The following is an 18254-nucleotide window of genomic DNA, read 5'->3' on the forward strand; positions in this document are numbered from 1 at the left end:
TCATCACCTCTATTCGATTTCATCTTCAGCAGAATCGAATGCGATTATCATATCTTCTTCTGTTAAAAGTCCTAGTTGTTTCGCATCAGACTCGCTTTTAATATCAATTTTCCAATTTGTTAATTTTGCTGCAAGTCGTGCATTTTGCCCACGCTTACCAATTGCTAAGGAAAGTTGATGATCTGGAACAATTACAGTAGTTGCTTTGTCTTCTTCGTTTACAAGCACTTTTACAACTTGTGATGGACTTAGTGCGTTTGCTACATATTCAACCGGATCATTTGACCAGCGAACGATATCAATTTTTTCACCCTTTAGTTCATCTACGATGCGTTGTACACGTTGTCCTTTCGGTCCTACACAAGAACCTACTGGATCTACATCTACATTTTCAGAGTACACAGAGATTTTTGAACGGTCTCCTGCTTCACGTGCTACAGAACGAATTTCTACAGTTCCATCATAAATTTCTGGTACTTCAATTTCAAACAAGCGCTTTAAAAGGCCTGGATGCGTACGTGATACATAAATTTGCGGTCCTTTTGTTGTTTTCTCTACTTTTGTAATGAAAACACGGATGCGATCATGAGGTTTGTACTGTTCATTTGGCATTTGCTCGCTTACTGGTAAAAGTGCTTCTACTTTCCCTAAACTTACATAAATAAAGCGAGCATCTTGGCGTTGTACAATACCAACCATAATGTCTTCTTCACGGTCGCTGAACTCAGAATAAATCACGCCACGTTCAGCTTCACGTACACGCTGTGTTACAACTTGTTTTGCTGTTTGTGCTGCAATACGTCCGAAATCTTTTGGCGTTACTTCAATCTCTAATACGTCGCCCTCTTGATAGTTCGGATTAATATGCCTTGCTTTTTCAACAGAAATTTCAAGACGTGGATCAAATACATTTTCCACTACATCCTTACGTGCTAATACTTGAATTGTACCAACTTCAGGATTGAAGCTAACGCGAACATTTTGCGCTTGGTTGAAATTTCGTTTGTAAGCAGATATTAAAGCTGCTTCAATAGCATCAATAATAATATCTTTGCTAATACCTTTTTCTTGTTCTAATACGAGCAAAGCATCTAACAACTCAGTGCTCATGAAGATCCCCCTTCTTACTAAAACGTAACTGCAAGTCGCGCATTGGCAACTTTATCCATTGGAATTTGGATTTCTTTTTTACGTGTTTTAATTGTTAATAGTAATGTAATTGTTGTTCCATCATATGCAAGTAGTTTTCCTTCAAACATTTTCTCACCATCAATTGGCTCGTATGTTTTAATTGCAACTTGTTTGTCTACTGCTTGGTGGAAATCTTTTTCTTTCTTTAGTGGACGCTCCGCTCCTGGAGAGGATACATCTAAAAAGTAAAGATGAGGAATTGGATCCTCTTTATCTAAAGCTTCACTTAACCGCTCACTTACCGCTCCACATTCCTCAATATCTACTCCTGTATCAGAGTCAATGGACACGCGTAAAAACCAATCTTGTCCTTCTTTCACATACTCTACATCTACAAGCTCAAGACCAAGCTCTTCGACAATTGGCTGCGCAAGTGCTTCAACAACTTCTGTAACTTTCTTATCCATAAACAGCCTCCTTTCTGCCGCCATGTAACAGTTGAAAGACTTCATCCTGCGTACTTTTAACCAATGCAGTTTGTATATTCTTTCTCGTTAGCTAACAAAAGCCCCTGCTAATAAGCAGGGAATATCTGTCTTAGTATTACCAAATTTAAGAAGTAAAACTTGTAACAAAATATGTATATACGACAGAAGCGTCTACGTAAATTTTAGACGCAGAAACGTAGATAGTAAAACGAAAGAGTGGGTTTCCCCACTCTTTTTTTCACAAAATATACACGACATGGTTATCTCGCTATCTAGTATAGCATAGTAACCATTGTTTTGCAAAGACTTTTCCTACCTATTAGAACAACGATAACTGGTTTTGATCTGGTAGATCTCCTAGACAACCCTGGCTATCTAAATACTCAATAATTGTTTTGGAAATCTTACTGCGCTGTTGTAAATCCTCTTTCGATAAAAACTCGCCATTTCCACGTGCTGCTACAATGTTTAATGCAGCATTTGTACCAAGACCAGGTATTGCATTAAACGGTGGAATCAATGTATTCCCATCAATAATAAAATCTGTTGCACTAGAGCGATATAAATCAACTTTTTGGAATGAATAACCACGTTCACACATTTCGAGTGTCATTTCTAATACTGTTAGTAAACTTTTTTCTTTTGGCGAAGCATCTAATCCCTTTTGCGTAATTTCATCAATTTTAGTGCGGATAGTTGCTGAGCCTTTTACCATCGCATCTACATCAAAATCATCAGCCCGAACAGTAAAGTATGCTGCGTAGAATAAGAGCGCAAAATGCACTTTAAAATAGGCAATGCGCACTGCCATGAGTACATATGCTGCCGCATGCGCCTTAGGGAACATATACTTAATCTTTTTACACGAATCAATATACCATCCCGGCACATTATTATTACGCATCTCCTCTTCCCACTCTGGAGGCACACCTTTCCCTTTACGCACAGATTCCATAATTTTAAACGCTAAAGACGGTTCTAAACCTTGGTAAATTAAATACACCATAATATCATCACGACAACCGATTACTTCACTTAATGTACATGTACCATCATAAATGAGTTCATTTGCATTTCCAAGCCATACATCTGTACCGTGAGATAGTCCAGAAATTTGGACAAGCTCTGAGAACGTCGTCGGCTTCGTTTCTTCTAACATTTGGCGAACGAATTTCGTCCCAAATTCTGGAATACCAAGTGTACCTGTTTTACAGTTAATTTGTTCCTCCGTTACGCCAAGTGATTCTGTACCCGAGAAAATTTTCATTACTTCTGGATCATCAGTAGGAATCGTCTTTGGATCCACTCCACTTAAATCTTGAAGCATACGAATCACTGTCGGATCATCGTGTCCGAGTATATCAAGTTTTAACAAGTTATCATGAATAGAATGGAAATCAAAATGTGTCGTTCTCCATTCTGCCTCTAAAGAATCTGCTGGAAATTGAATCGGTGTAAAATCAAAGACATCCATGTAATCTGGCACTACGATAATACCACCTGGATGTTGTCCTGTCGTTCTCTTAACACCAGTACACCCTGCTACAAGGCGGTCTACTTCCGCTCCTCGTATCGTTAAATTATGATCGGAAGCATATCCTTTCACATATCCATACGCGGTCTTTTCGGCAACAGTACCTATTGTTCCAGCACGATATACATTATCTTCACCGAACAGTACTTTCGTATAGTTATGGGCACGTGGTTGGTATTCTCCTGAGAAGTATAGTGATAGGTAAGCATTTGATATTATCTCCAGCTTTTCCCCCACTCCACACCGTGCATGAGGCTTTCACACTCACACGGCGTTCCATCGTTAACTTTGTCGAAGTTTATAGGCTAAGTTTTGGATTTCCTACTTCCGTTCTCAGCTTATTTAATTTGTTTAAAGCTTTCTTTTCAAACTTGGCTAACATTTCTTTGTAATCTTTATTTGCAAGAGGGTCTTTATTGTGAATTAACATATGATATTTCTTATTAATAATAATCAAGTTATCATATTCATCACTACCGCCTTGAGCTGTTGACTTAATGTGATGACAGATAGCATTATGAGGAGTCAATCGTTCTCCTGTTATTCCACAGCATCCTTTTTGAGCAACATATTTACTTAAGCGGTTATTTTCATACAGAACACTTTTCGCTTTATATATTCCTTTACGAAACATTTCAATCTCACGAACAGACACATGTTTTATCTCTTTATGAATTAGTGCCCTATCCTTTTCATTATAAACTGAGAAGTTAGGGTCTCTTTGACCTCGTATATCATGTCGAATTGCTTCAATAGGATAGACCAGAAATCCATTACTTTTAAACCTTGGACAATTGTAATCTCCATAAAATTTATTAATGACGTTGTTCGTTTCCTTTGTATAAACAAAGATGTTTCTAAACATCAATGATTTTATATTCGGATGAACTTTATGCCTTATCTCATTAAAATCTTGAGAAATTCTGGTCGCAATTTTATAGTAATTATGCAATCCAAGAATGTTGGAGTTAAAGTTCATTACTTTTTCTGGAGTAGGACTTTTTCTTAGCTTCACCAATTGATGCCTAATGACACCCAATACTTTATCTTTCGCTTTCGGGTCCATTTTAGAATTTACAATATAACCAGTTTTAGCATTTCCCTTCTGAACTGCTCTAAATCGAATTCCTAAAAAATCTGTACCGTTTTTCCGTAAGTTTGTGATTTTACTTTTTTCTTCACTTATCTCAAGTCCTAATCTTTCCTTGAGCCATCTTTCAACCGCTATTTTAATCTTTCTAGCGTTTTCGTAGGAATTTGTGAAGATTTTAAAATCATCCGCATACCTTACTAGATACATTGGTTTTAACCTTGTCTTTTTAAGTGCATCCGTTTTATTGCGTTTCAATTTATAAGGTACTCTTGTCGGTTTTGTTTCCCATTGGTTTGACACCCACCAGTCAAGTTCATTTAATACAACGTTGGCTAGCAATGGGGATAAAATACCACCTTGAGGAGTCCCTTTAACAGGAATGCCTTCGCCTGTAATTTCCGCCTTCAGCATCTTTTTGATAATGGCTAAAACTCTTTTGTCTCGTATTCCAATTGTCCATAGCTGCCTCATTAACTTTTTATGATTAACGTTATCAAAGAAACCTTTAATATCTATGTCCACTACAAAATGTTGGTGACTGTGATTGACCATATGATAACACCTGGCTAAAGCGTCATGAGTGCTTCGTTTTGGTCGAAAACCATAGCTTTGCGGATGAAACTTCCCTTCAACAATCGGTTCCAAAATTTGTAGGAACATTTGCTGAATTAATCGGTCTTCAATCGTTGGAATTCCTAGAGGTCGCATTTTCCCGTTTGGCTTTGATATAAACACACGTCTTACTGCATGTGGCATGTAGTTTTCCAATCTCTTCTTCGTTAATCTGATTAGCTTGTCGACATCTATTTTGTTAAGATGTTTTATTGTGTGTCCGTTTGTACCTTTCGTCTTACTACCCGTGTTGCTTTTTAAATTACGAAAGGCTAATCGAATGTTTTCTTCAGAAACAATCAGCTCATATATGTTTTTGAAATATCGACCCTCGTTACTCTCTTCATAAAGATTATCAAAAGTTGATTGTAAGCCAAAATATTCATTGTTTCTTAATTTTTGAATCATTAAGTCAGCCAACTAATCACTTCCTTATGAAGTTTTCGTTTCTCTTTTGTCATACACGAATCTGACTTTTGTAGGTTTTATTTCGACGTTAACGACTTGTGCCCTTCCCTCTGAAATGTTTTTCCCCTCCGACTTATTGGTTATTCAGTCATCTTCAGCATTTCATTAAGCGGTACTACGGCACTACTGCCACTCTCGTAAAATGTGTTATAGCATCTGCCTTTCCACATACCATCGTCATCGAAGTACAACCTTCTCTTATGTCGAAAGCTTCACACGTTCCACTATTCCTATCTGTACATAATTCCCTTAGGTTCCCCCTAAATTCCGCCAAGCTTGACTGTGCCTGTAACACAGTATGGATTTTCATAACCAAACGCTTACTCATCCACACTTGGAAGTCCTATTTGGACCCCGTAACATTTCTACTACGTGACATTCACGAAAAGTCAGTCGAGGGTTCGTCCCAGTGATTCTACTGATTCTAACCATAGGAATTTTATAGACACCAGACCTATCATTCACAGAAGGTTTCTACCTCCCTTTCCTCGTCTCTACGTTAGGGTGAACTTCAGCCTACTTTAACGGGCTTCAAACGATGTTGATGGTTGCAATATCGCTATCGCTTGCCGTAGCTTCAGTGAGTGTGTTTTAGGGCGTTACTCCATCATTCCACACTTCGAAATAGCAGTTCTACTAGCAAATGCTAATGCTTAACCTTTTCAGTTAAGAACGTGTCGCACTCAAATCAATATCCGGAACTTTATCTCCTTTAAAACCAAGGAACGTTTCGAACGGAATATCATGACCGTCTTTTTTATATGCAATTCCACAGCTTGGACAATCTTTATCAGGTAAATCAAATCCAGAACCGACCGATCCATCATTAAAGAACTGCGATTGCTTACAATTTGGACAAACATAATGCGGCGGTAAAGGGTTTACCTCTGTAATTTCCATCATTGTCGCTACAAATGATGAACCAACTGAACCACGTGAACCAACAAGGTAACCATCGATAAGTGATTTCTTTACAAGTTTATGAGAAATCAAGTAAATAACAGCAAATCCATGTCCAATAATACTTTTCAATTCTTTTTCCAAGCGGGCTTCTACAATTTCTGGAAGTTCATCTCCGTAAATACTTCGAGCCATTACGTAACTCATATCCCGCGTTTCATCATCTGCACCTTCAATTTTTGGCGTGTAAAGATCATCTTTTACAGGCTTTACGTCCCCAATCATCGATGTGACTTTTTGTGTATTTGTTACAACAATTTCTTTTGCCTTCTCTTCACCTAAGAAGGAGAAGCATTCTAACATTTCATCTGTTGTTCGGAAATACACAGGCGGCAATGAATGACGATTTAATGGATTCGCTCCGCCTTGCGAACTCACTAAAATTTTTCTGTACATTGCATCTTCTGGATTTAAATAATGAACATTTCCAGTTCCAACAACAGGCTTATCTAACGTTTCACCTAACTTTACTAAGTTAGAAATAATTGTTTTTAATTGACCTTCATCACGAACAAGCTCAAGCTCTACCAAATGTCGTAACACTTCTGGAGGCATTACCTCAATGTAATCATAAAACTGAGCAATTTCCTCCACTTCTTCTGGTGCTTTTTGCATCATCGCTTCAAATACTTCACCTTTATCACAAGCCGTACCGACTAAAATACCTTCGCGATACTTCTTTAATAAAGAACGCGGAATACGTGGGACACGATAAAAATATTGAAGATGCGCGTAAGAAACAAGTTTATATAAATTTTTCAATCCTTCATCTGACGTTGCGAGAAGTGTCGCATGACTAGGACGTCCACGTTTATACGCATCTCCTTGTCCCATACTGTCATTTAACTGATCGTGATATTCGAAACCCTTTTCAATTACATTTTTCAGCATCTTCACAAGCAGATAACCCGTTGCTTCTGTATCATAAATCGCACGGTGATGCTGTGTTAATTCGATATCAAGCTTTTTACATAACGTATTTAAACGATGGTTTTTCATCTCTGGAAATAAGAAACGAGCCAACTCTAACGTGTCGATAACTGGATTTTTCGTTTTTTCTAAACCACTTTTCTTAAATCCAACATTTAAAAACCCCATATCAAAGCTTGCATTATGAGCGACAAGTGTATGATCACCCATCCAATGTTCAAACTTTTTAAATACTTCTTCTACCTCTGGGGCATCCGTTAGCATATCATCTGTAATACCTGTTAATTCAATGATTGTTGCTGATAATGGCTGATGTGGATTTGCAAACGATTCAAAACGATCGATAATTTCTCCACCTTTTACTTTTACTGCAGCAAGCTCAATAACGGTATCATATACAGCTGATAATCCAGTTGTCTCAACGTCAAATACAACATATGTTTCGTCTGCAAGTAATCGATGTTCCTCATTATAAGCAATTGGCACACCGTCATTAACAAGGTTTGCTTCTACCCCAAAAATCACTTTAATTCCTGCTTTTTTTCCAGCAGAATACGCTTCAGGAAAAGCCTGTGCAACAGCATGATCTGTCACTGCTACCGCTTCATGTCCCCATTTTGCCGCTTGACTCACAAGTGTAGATACAGAAGTTACAGCATCCATTTGGCTCATCGGTGTATGCATATGAAGCTCTACCCTTTTTTCTCCTTCAGGCGCTTTATCTTTACGAGATGGTCCTGTTATTTCATTAATATCGTTTGCTATCATGACTAAATCTCTAACAAACGTATCATTTTGAACGGATCCGCGTGCTTTCACCCACATTCCCTTTTTCAATGATTGTAAGAGTGGAATATCTTCTTTATCGCGTGAAAACATTTTAATCATAATGGAATCGGTGTAATCCGTTATCTTTAATGTCAATAACGTACGTCCGCTTCGTAGTTCTTTCGTTTCAACATCAAATAGATAACCTTGTACCGTTTTTCTTCGTTCTTCATCTTGAATTTCACGAAGTGGCGTAATTTCTTCATCAGGCTTAATAAGATAACCGAGTACAATCGGCCCCTCGTGTACAATATCACTTTCTTCCGCTTGTTTCTTGGCCATTTCTTCCATGGCTTGTATAACACGCTGGCGATCCTCTTGCTGTGTTTGTTCACGAAACTTTTGAACTTCCTCTTCATTTTGTTTTATATTTGTTTCTAGCTGAAAACGAGGAAATCCAAAAATTTCATATTGGTCTCCGACTGACTTCGCAAGATTTTTCTTTAGCGCAGTAGATTCTAAATCATTATTCACATCAAGTAACAACTTCACTCCGTTTACATGCGGAAGTTGCTTTTTTAAATACGCAAACATAGGCGAGAAAGTAATTCGCTCTGTACAGAGCGGCCAATACGCCTTAACCTCTTCTTCCGTAAATTGCTTATTCTCTGTTTCTAGTGAAAATGACGTTTTTGCAATATGAGAAAATGACTGCTTAAGTTGTGTTTCAAGCAATTCATATAATTCTGTTGGTAAAATACGTGGTACTTGTAAATCAAAATGCCAACTCTTATTTGCTTTATCAACAACTAACCTTTGAATGCCACCACCTTGTAAATATTGATTGATAAGGTCTTCAGGCATTTTTAACTGTTGGAGCAAAATTTGAAATCGCTCTTGTTGTTCGTTTGTTAATGACATAAGCAACCTCCTTCCACCTGCTATTATAAATTGAAACGTTCCACAAAGAAAGAGAAGGTACCTCACCTGGAGGTACCTCTTCTTATTTTAAAATATTTGCAATGTATGTGTGAAGTTCTTCGACTTTTACTTCTGCAGATTCATTTGTTGCACGTACTTTTACTTCAACAATACCTTCATCAGCTTTTTTACCAACTGTAACTCGAACTGGAAGACCGAATAAATCTGCATCAGCAAATTTTACACCAGCACGCTCTGCGCGGTCATCTAATAACACTTCATATCCTTGTTCTTGTAATGAATTGTAGATTTTTTCGCCCACTTCACGCTGTGCATCAGATTTCATATTTACTGGAATTACGTGTACATGGAATGGAGCAACTGCTTTTGGCCATACTAAACCATTCTCATCATTAAATTGCTCAGCAATAGCCGCAACTGTACGAGATACTCCAATTCCGTAGCAGCCCATAATAATCGGCTGTGTTTTACCGTTTTCATCTAAGAACGTTGCATTCATTGATTCACTATAGCGAGTGCCAAGCTTAAATACATGTCCTACTTCAATACCACGAGCAAAACGAATTGTTCCCTCGCCGTCTGGAGAAAGGTCTCCTTCTTGGATAAAACGTAAATCTGTATATTGACTTACTTTAAAGTCACGTTCTGGATTTACATTCACGTAATGGAAACCTTCTTCATTTGCTCCACAGCATCCATTTACGACAGCTTGCACTGCATGATCAGCAATGATTTCTACTTCCGCTGTGCCAATTGGACCTAATGAACCCACTTCACAGTTTAACAATTGTTTTACTTCTTCATGACTTGCAAGTTCAACAACTGAAGCACCGTATAAGTTTTTCACCTTAACATCATTTACTTCATGATCTCCGCGAACGAGAGCAACAATAAACTTCTCGTCTACTTTAAAGACCATAGACTTAATACAATTTGTCGCTTCAATATTTAAGAACGTACTCACTTCTTCAATTGATTTTTGATCTGGCGTAGCTACTTTTTCAAGCGCTTTTTCTACTTCATCACTCTTTTCATAAGAAGCAAGAACAGGTGCCATCTCAATATTTGCAGCATAGTCAGATGTATTAGAATATGCAATTGTATCTTCTCCTACATCTGATAATACCATAAATTCATGTGTGTCTTTTCCGCCCATTGCTCCAGAATCAGCGATAACAGCACGGAAATTTAAGCCGCAACGTGTGAAAATATTAGAGTACGCTTGGAACAAACGGTTATACACTTCATCTAAACTCTCTTGCGTTGCGTGGAAAGAATATGCATCCTTCATTAAAAATTCTCTTCCGCGTAACAAACCAAAGCGAGGTCTTTGCTCATCACGGAATTTTGTTTGAATTTGATAAAGCGTTAAAGGTAATTTCTTATAGGACTTAATTTCGTCACGTACAAGATCAGTAATTACCTCTTCATGCGTTGCTCCTAAAGCAAACTCACGATTGTTACGATCATTCATACGCATTAATTCTGGACCATATGAATACCAGCGTCCAGATTCTTGCCATAATTCAGCTGCTTGAAGAGCTGGCATTAACAATTCTACAGCACCAGCTTTCTCCATTTCTTCACGAACAATACGCTCTACTTTATGCAACACTTTCAGACCAAGCGGTAAAAAACTATATATGCCTGAAGCATTTTGACGCATAAACCCTGCGCGCAATAGAAGCTGATGACTTTTAATTTCCGCATCAGCTGGCACTTCACGCAGTGTAGGACTAAATATTATACTTTGTTTCATTCAATAGCACCTCTTTTATAAGAAAAACTTCCGTATATCATTCCATGTTACAACTAACATCAGTAACATTAATAAAGCAAAACCAATAAAGTGAACCATACCTTCTTTTTGACGGTCAATCGGCTTCCCACGAAGCGCTTCAATTAAGAAGAAGAAAAGACGTCCTCCATCAAGTGCAGGAACTGGTAATAAGTTAAATAAACCAAGATTTATACTTAAAACAGCCGCTAAGCTCATGACGCGAATCGTACCATATTCTACAACTTGGTCTGTTAAATTATAAATTCCTACTGGACCAGATAAATCGTTTATAGAAAAATGACCTGTAACGAGCTGAATAAGTGAGACAAATATAAGCTTTGTCCATCTGTATGTTTCTTCAAAGCCTAATTTAATAGAACCTAAGACTGATTTTTCAACAGGCGATTGCACACCAAGTCTACCGACTGTAACGTCGCCTTCTTTTTCAGCAGCAGGTGTAACTTGAATTGCTACTTTTTTACTATCACGTGTTACATCCATCGTAATTTCTTTTCCTGGATTTTCACGGACAATACTTGTGATATCTTTCCAACTATTTGTCGGCTTTTTATTAATCGACGTAATGATATCATCTTCATGCAAGCCTGCCTTCTCTGCCACGCTGCCAGATACAATTTTTCCAATCATCGGTTTATCTACTGGAATCCCCTGTACAAAACCAATAATTACAAAGATAACAAAAGCAAGCACAAAGTTCATAGCAGGACCAGCAAAAATGGCAAGCGTTCGTTGTCCTAGTGTTTTTGAACCGAATTGGCGGTTAAACGGCGCAATTTGGGTCTCCTCTCCCGCTGAAACACAATGAGCTTTCTCATGTACTCGAAATGTTTGTAACTCTTCTTCATATTCTTCATATCCAGATATAATCAGCTTATGTTCCAAGTCAGCTTGTTCTACTTCAATGACACGAACATTTGGATATTTTTCACGTTTATCCAAAACGATTTTCGTAACCTCATCGTTTTTGTTTAGAACAAGACCTACCTTAGTCCCAGGTTTTAGTTCAACTGTTTCTGGATCCTCTCCAGCCATTCGGACATATCCGCCAAGCGGAAGTAAACGAATTGTATAAACTGTTTCATTTTTTTCAAACGAGTACAATTTTGGACCAAAACCGATGGCAAATTCACGACACAAAATGCCAGCACGTTTGGCAAAGTACAAATGTCCAAGTTCATGGAAAAATACAAGTGCACCGAAAATTAAAATAAAGGCAATCGCTGTATTCAATTCTCATAACCACCTTTGCTAAATTTGTTCCATCACAAACCGTCTTGTGGCAGCATCAATTTCCTGAATTTCTTCTAAGCTTGGACGCGCAATGACATTGTGATGGTGCATTGCTTTTTCAATGAGATCTTCTACTGTTAAGAAGCTAATTTTCTTTTGCAGAAAAGCTTCTACAGCAGCTTCATTAGCTGCATTCATCACAGTTGGCATACTTCCTCCCATTTTTCCAGCTTCATATGCAAACTTAAGACAGCGGAAACGTTCCATATCCATTGTTTGAAAATGTAATGTCCCAATTTCCCATAAATTCAGCTGTTTAGCGTTTGGAAGTGACAAACGATCAGGGTAAGTAAGGGCATATTGAATTGGAACACGCATATCTGGTGTACCAAGCTGCGCCATTACACTTCGATCTTCAAACTCAACCATAGAGTGAATGATACTTTCTTTATGTAATACAACATCGATTTGCTCATAAGGGATATTAAAAAGCCAATGCGCTTCAATAACCTCTAATCCCTTATTCATCATTGTAGCAGAATCAATAGTAATTTTCGAACCCATAGACCAGTTTGGATGACAAAGTGCATCTTCCACTGTTACATTTTTCAGCTCATCCCTCGTTTTATCTCGGAAACTTCCACCTGATGCCGTTAAAATTAATCTGGAAATGCGCTTCTCATTTTCCCCATTCAAACATTGAAAAATAGCAGAGTGTTCACTATCTACAGGAAGCAGAGATACATTATGTTTCTTTGCAGCTTCCATAACTAAATGTCCTGCTGTTACTAATGTTTCTTTATTTGCAATTGCTATCGTTTTTTTCGCTTCAATTGCTCGCAATGTCGGTAATAATCCTACACTCCCAACAACGGCGTTTACAACTATTTTTGCATCTGGATGAAGTGCAACCGCAAGCAGTCCTTCCTCTCCATATACAATTTTCGTATTTCCACAAACCGCCTGTAACCTCCCGGCATCTTCTTTATGTTGTACAGAAACAATCTCAGGAGAAAATTCTTGAATCACCTGCTGAGCAAATTCAATATTTCTACCAACAGAAAAAGCAACGAGACGGAATTGGTCTTGGTGCGTACGCAATACATCTAATGTTTGCGTTCCAATTGATCCGCTTGCACCTAATAAACTAATGGTTTTCATTACTTCTACTCCTCGTTCATTCATTAAATGAAATGTAAGAAATGTAATAGCGGTAACACAAATAGCCAACTATCAGTACGATCTAGAATACCACCATGTCCTGGCAAAATCGTACCTGAATCTTTCACACCGTAATGACGTTTAAATGCTGACTCTACTAGGTCTCCAATTTGGCCAAATACCGCTATTGCAATTGTAACTGCAATAAGAACACCGATATTGGAATGAACCGGTAAAAATACATTATACACAAGCGCAACAACAATTCCACATAAAATACCGCCGATAGAACCCTCTATTGTTTTATTTGGACTAATCTCCGGCCAAAGCTTTCGTTTTCCGATAGCTTTTCCAATAAAATAAGCGCCAGAATCCGTTGCCCAAATTACAAATAACGCATAAAATACGTACTGGATTCCTGCAATACGCGTTTCATTTAAATAAAGGAAACCCATTGCAACATACGTTGTGGCCATTAATAAAAATGCAGCATTGTCAAAAGTAAATGTATTCTTAGAGAGGACCGTATATGATAAAAGTAATAAGACAATTACAAATGTAATTTCTCCTTTTGATAAACCTATTGTTTCAAATACGTCCAATGCATTACTTGGAACTAAACTAATCCATAACAATATCGCTGCTAAAATTGTTGGTACAGAAATAATCGTTAGTTTATTCATTCTAATTAATTCATATAATCCAACAGAAGCTAATGCATACACTAAAATTGTAAAAGGCACGCCACCGTAAAATACGATGGGGATGAATAGCGCGGCAGCAATCACTCCAGTAATTATTCTCTGTTTCACTACCAAACCCTCTCTTTCTACACGCCTCCAAATCTGCGACCTCTATTTTGGAAGTCAGTGATCGACTGTAATAAATGTTCTTCTGTAAAATCCGGCCACAATACATCGGTAAAACAAAACTCTGTATAAGCAATTTGCCATAACATGAAATTACTTATTCGAAGCTCACCGCTTGTTCGGATTAGTAAATCAGGATCAGGCAATGTTCTCGTCATTAAATATGAAGAAATCATTTCTTCTGTTATATCTTCAGAACAAAGTTTCCCTTCCTTACTATCCTTCACCATATTTTGCACAGCAGATACAATTTCATCACGACTTCCATAGTTTAACGCAAAATTTAAAATTAACCCCGTGTTTTCTTTTGTATCTTCAATTGCCTTATCCATTGCTCTTCGCGTATGAGTTGGAAGGCGATCTTTTTGTCCTATCACACGTACTTGTACATTTTCTTCAACAAGCTCTGGTAAAAATGTACCTAGAAACTCTTCAGGAAGTTTCATTAAATAATCTACTTCTACTTTTGGTCTTTTCCAGTTCTCTGTAGAGAAGGCATAAAGAGTCAACACTTTGACACCGAGCTTACTGGCAAACTTCGTAATTTTCTTTACGACTTGCATGCCTTCATGATGCCCTGCAATACGTGGCATCGCTCTTCTTTTCGCCCATCTTCCATTACCATCCATAATGATTGCAATATGTGCTGGGATTTCTCCTTTTTTTGCCTCTTCTACGAGATGATCAAACGACGCAATCTTATTGCCTTTAAAAAAGGGAAGTTTTCTAAACATCATTCAAACCCTCCAACGAGCAGACATATGCCTAAAAGTGTAAAAAGACCCCCTTAAGAAGAGGGTCATATTTGCGAAAGTTTCGCGATTACACTTCCATAATTTCTTTTTCTTTGTTTTTTGTAACTTCGTCAACTTTTACGATATACTTATCTGTTTCTTTTTGGATATCTTCTGTATATCCTCTTAAGTCATCTTCTGTAATATCGCCGTTTTTCTCAAGTTTCTTTAAATCATCATTTGCATCGCGACGAACGTTACGAACAGCTACTTTTGCATCTTCAGAATATTTCTTTACAACTTTAACAAGTTCACGACGACGTTCTTCTGTTAACGCTGGAAATGCGATACGAATAACAGTACCATCATTTGAAGGGTTCAAACCTAAATCAGCTTTTAAAATCGCCTTCTCAATATCACCGATAGATGTCTTATCATACGGTTGAATAACTAGCAAACGTGCTTCTGGCACTGTGATATTTGCTAATTGTACAACTGGTGTTGGTGCACCGTAGTAATCTACTTGTACTTTATCTAATACAGCAGCACTCGCACGACCTGCACGAACTGTTGAAAGTTCACGAGAATATGCCGCAACTGCTTTTTCCATTTTTTCTTTTGCATTATTCATTACTTGTTGTGCCATTTTATTTCCCCCTTACAATTGTTCCAATATTTTCGCCGAGAACGGCACGCTTAATATTTCCTTCTTCCATAATTGAGAATACAATTAGTGGAATATCATTGTCCATACATAAAGAAGAAGCTGTAGAATCCATTACACCTAAACCTTCTTTTAAGACATCTAAATATGTAAGTGTCTCATATTTTGTCGCTGTTTCATCAACAGTTGGATCTGCACTATATACGCCATCTACATTATTTTTTGCCATTAAAATAACATCAGCCTCAATCTCAGCTGCGCGTAATGCCGCTGTTGTATCAGTAGAGAAGTAAGGGTTACCCGTACCTGCTGCAAAAATTACAACACGCTTCTTCTCTAAGTGACGATTTGCTTTACGACGAATGTAAGGCTCTGCTACTTGGCGCATTTCAATAGAAGTTTGCACACGTGTTTGGACTCCTAAATTCTCCAAGCTATCTTGAAGAGCTAAAGAATTCATTACAGTTGCTAACATGCCCATATAGTCGGCTGTTGCACGGTCCATTCCCATCTCACTTCCGATTTTTCCACGCCAAATGTTACCGCCACCAACAACGACTGCAACTTCTACATCAAGCTCAGCAATTTCTTTTACTTGCTGTGCAACAGATTTAATAACAGATGGGTTAATTCCAAACCCTTTATCTCCAGCTAAAGCTTCTCCGCTTAGCTTTAATACAACACGATCATATTTTGGCTTACTCATAATGAACCTCCAGTACTTGCATCTTTATTTTAAAAAAGGGAACACAATGTGTTCCCCAATCTTTATTAGTTGTTACCTTTTACTTGGTTCATTACTTCTTCAGCAAAGTTGTCTTCGCGTTTTTCAATTCCTTCACCAACAGCGTAGCGAACGAATCCTTTTAATGTTCCGCCTTTAGACTCAACGAACTGACGAACTTTCATATCAGGGTTTTTAACGAATGCTTGGTCAAGTAAGCAAATCTCTTCGAAGAATTTGCCAAGGCGACCTTCAACCATTTTCGCAACGATTTTTTCTGGCTTGCCTTCGTTTAAAGCTTGTTGTGTTAATACTTGACGTTCATGCTCAACTTCTTCAGCTGTTACAGCATCGCGGTCGATGTATTTAGGGTTAACTGCTGCGATGTGCATTGCTACATCTTTAGCAGCTGCTTCATCTGTAGAACCTTCAAGAACTGCTAATACACCAATGCGTCCACCCATGTGTAGGTAAGCACCGAATGCATCTGCATCAGTTTTTGATACGATTTCGAAACGACGAAGTGTAAGTTTTTCACCAATTTTAGCGATTGCTTCGTTGATGTGCTCTTCTACTGTTTTGCCGTTTGAAATTGTTTGAGCCATAGCTTCTTCAACGTTAGCAGGTTTGTTAGCTAATAAGTGAGCAGCTAATTCTTTAATTAATGCTTGGAAACCTTCGTTTTTCGCAACGAAATCAGTTTCAGAGTTTAATTCTAAGATTACAGCGTCGTTACCGTTTGCTTCGATGTAAGTTAAACCTTCAGCAGCAATGCGGTCTGCTTTTTTCGCAGCTTTCGCAATACCTTTCTCACGTAGGAAGTCAATTGCTTTCTCCATGTCACCGTTAGTTTCAGTTAACGCTTTTTTGCAGTCCATCATACCTGCGCCAGTTTTTTCGCGAAGTTCTTTTACCATTTGTGCAGTAATTGCCATGCTTTTCATCCTCCTAAAATATGTATATACCTTAAAAAAGGTGATAAAAGGCCTAACCCCTTATCACCTTTCTAAATTTGTTACGCAGTAACAGTTTCTTCACCTTGTTTTGCTTCAAGGATTGCGTCTGCCATTTTAGATGTAAGAAGTTTTACAGCACGAATAGCATCATCGTTTGCTGGGATTACATGATCGATTTCATCTGGATCACAGTTTGTATCAACAATACCGATGATTGGAATGTTTAATTTGCGTGCTTCAGCAACAGCGATACGCTCTTTACGAGGGTCTACTATGAATAATGCATCTGGAAGACCTTTCATATCTTTAATGCCGCCTAAGAATTTTTCAAGACGCTCTAATTCTTTCTTAAGTTGTACAACTTCTTTCTTAGGAAGTACTTCGAAAGTGCCATCTTCTTGCATTCTTTCGATGTCTTTAAGGCGTTTAATACGCTTTTGAATTGTTTGGAAGTTTGTTAACGTACCACCTAACCAACGTTGGTTAACGAAGTACATACCAGCGCGAGTTGCTTCTTCTTTAATAGCATCTTGTGCTTGTTTTTTTGTACCTACGAATAATACGTTACCGCCGTTAGCAGCGATGTCTCTCATTACGTTGAATGCTTCTTCAACTTTTTTCACAGTTTTTTGTAAGTCGATGATGTAGATACCGTTACGCTCTGTGAAAATGTAACGTTTCATTTTTGGGTTCCAACGACGAGTTTGATGTCCGAAGTGAACACCAGCTTCAAGCAATTGCTTCATAGAAATTACTGACATAATTTTGTTCCTCCTAAATGGTTTTTGATATCCTCCGTTCACTTCATCTTTAAGCGAAACTACAAGCGTAGCACCAACACTTAAATCAATGAACGTGTGTACTTTGTACTGACACCACTGACAACTATATCACAACAAAATATCACAATCAAGTCGAAAATACACACATTGTCAAACTTTCTTTTTCATTTTCCTATTTTATTGCTGAATGATATACGCACTCTTTATCTATAAATCCGTTTTAATTTTCCGACATCTTTGTCTAGCTCTGCCTCCTAGGCCATCATGTCTAAACAGTAGGCTTCGCTTCTCTTTATAAGTCGTTGCTATGCGGGATACATTATATCCTGTACTCTCCTTGCTCCCTTTGTTTTAAATCTCGCATGGGCAGGGAATAGCCTCGACCGCTTCTATACACGATAAAATGC

General features: G+C 37.9%; 12 protein-coding genes and 2 pseudogenes. All 14 read right to left on the reverse strand.

All coding sequences use genetic code 11. The features are described 5' to 3' along the window. Positions 1-9: 9 nt before the first annotated feature. Positions 10-1110, reverse strand: a complete 1101-nt coding sequence (nusA, locus tag BR72_RS00245; protein WP_035428964.1) for a transcription termination factor NusA — start codon at positions 1108-1110, stop codon at positions 10-12. A gap of 17 nt (positions 1111-1127) precedes the next feature. Further along, positions 1128-1598 (reverse strand): ribosome maturation factor RimP, encoded by a 471-nt coding sequence (rimP, locus tag BR72_RS00250; RefSeq protein ID WP_035428965.1) that lies wholly within the window; start codon positions 1596-1598, stop codon positions 1128-1130. 340 nt (positions 1599-1938) lie between these two features. Next, positions 1939-3354, reverse strand: a pseudogene (locus tag BR72_RS00255) (PolC-type DNA polymerase III); the annotation flags it as partial. Positions 3355-3451: 97 nt separating this feature from the next. Further along, a complete protein-coding gene (gene ltrA, locus BR72_RS00260) occupies positions 3452-5278 on the reverse strand; it encodes a group II intron reverse transcriptase/maturase (protein WP_035428966.1) in 1827 nt (608 codons plus the stop codon). 729 nt (positions 5279-6007) lie between these two features. Further along, positions 6008-8905: pseudogene (locus BR72_RS00265) on the reverse strand (PolC-type DNA polymerase III); the annotation flags it as partial. A gap of 82 nt (positions 8906-8987) precedes the next feature. After that, the gene (locus BR72_RS00270; protein WP_035428968.1) at positions 8988-10685 is read right to left on the reverse strand and encodes a proline--tRNA ligase; all 1698 of its coding nucleotides are present in this window, start codon (positions 10683-10685) and stop codon (positions 8988-8990) included. A 15-nt stretch (positions 10686-10700) separates the two neighbouring features. Beyond that, positions 10701-11957, reverse strand: a complete 1257-nt coding sequence (gene rseP / locus BR72_RS00275) for an RIP metalloprotease RseP (protein WP_035428971.1) — start codon at positions 11955-11957, stop codon at positions 10701-10703. A gap of 18 nt (positions 11958-11975) precedes the next feature. After that, complete coding sequence (gene dxr, locus BR72_RS00280; RefSeq protein WP_035428973.1) at positions 11976-13118, reverse strand: 1-deoxy-D-xylulose-5-phosphate reductoisomerase; 1143 nt, start codon at positions 13116-13118, stop codon at positions 11976-11978. Between the two features lie 23 nt (positions 13119-13141). After that, complete coding sequence (locus BR72_RS00285) at positions 13142-13930, reverse strand: phosphatidate cytidylyltransferase (RefSeq protein ID WP_035428974.1); 789 nt, start codon at positions 13928-13930, stop codon at positions 13142-13144. A gap of 17 nt (positions 13931-13947) precedes the next feature. Next, positions 13948-14724: an isoprenyl transferase gene (locus BR72_RS00290; RefSeq protein ID WP_035428975.1), complete on the reverse strand. Its 777-nt coding sequence runs from the start codon at positions 14722-14724 to the stop codon at positions 13948-13950. Between the two features lie 85 nt (positions 14725-14809). Next, positions 14810-15367: a ribosome recycling factor gene (frr, locus tag BR72_RS00295; protein WP_035428976.1), complete on the reverse strand. Its 558-nt coding sequence runs from the start codon at positions 15365-15367 to the stop codon at positions 14810-14812. A 1-nt stretch (position 15368) separates the two neighbouring features. Further along, on the reverse strand, positions 15369-16091 hold the full coding sequence (gene pyrH, locus BR72_RS00300; protein ID WP_035428978.1) for a UMP kinase: 723 nt from the start codon (positions 16089-16091) through the stop codon (positions 15369-15371). A gap of 65 nt (positions 16092-16156) precedes the next feature. Then, positions 16157-17044, reverse strand: coding sequence for a translation elongation factor Ts (gene tsf / locus BR72_RS00305; protein WP_035428979.1), 888 nt, complete (start codon positions 17042-17044; stop codon positions 16157-16159). A gap of 80 nt (positions 17045-17124) precedes the next feature. Then, positions 17125-17826 carry a 30S ribosomal protein S2 gene (gene rpsB / locus BR72_RS00310; RefSeq protein WP_035428981.1) on the reverse strand — a complete coding sequence of 234 codons (702 nt, stop codon included), beginning with the start codon at positions 17824-17826 and terminating at the stop codon, positions 17125-17127. Positions 17827-18254: the final 428 nt, after the last annotated feature.

This window comes from Bacillus sp. UNC322MFChir4.1 (assembly GCF_000746135.1).
Taxonomy (GTDB): Bacteria; Bacillota; Bacilli; order Bacillales; family Bacillaceae_G; genus Bacillus_A.